Here is a 268-nt window from a genome sequence, read left to right as displayed (position 1 = left end):
ACATTGACCCGGGCCGAGATCGCGACGCTGATTAAACAACATGTCGCAAATTACTGGCGTGAAAAGATGTATGCGGTCAGCGCCGAAGTCGGTCTCAATAAAGGCGGTTCTCTACGTGCCGACATAATGGCGGTGCACGTCAAAAACGAAATCGTCATGGTAGAAGTCAAATCCTCATGGGCTGACTTCAAAGTCGATAATGACAAAGGCAAGTGGCGGAAGTATCTGCCATTTTGCAATCGCATGTACTTTGCATGCGGTGCTGCCA

Annotated in this window: 1 protein-coding gene; it reads left to right on the top strand. The window is 49.3% G+C overall.

Translation table 11 applies throughout. The features are described 5' to 3' along the window. The coding region (locus tag ACZ2V4_RS11810) for an MmcB family DNA repair protein (RefSeq protein WP_490514964.1) at nucleotides 1–268 on the top strand (268 nt) is incomplete at both ends.

The sequence above is a fragment of the Macrococcus sp. CoH-51_TC_04 genome (genome assembly GCF_058188655.1).
Note: the sequence above shows the minus strand (reverse complement) of the source record. Positions and strands in the feature narration are given on the sequence as shown.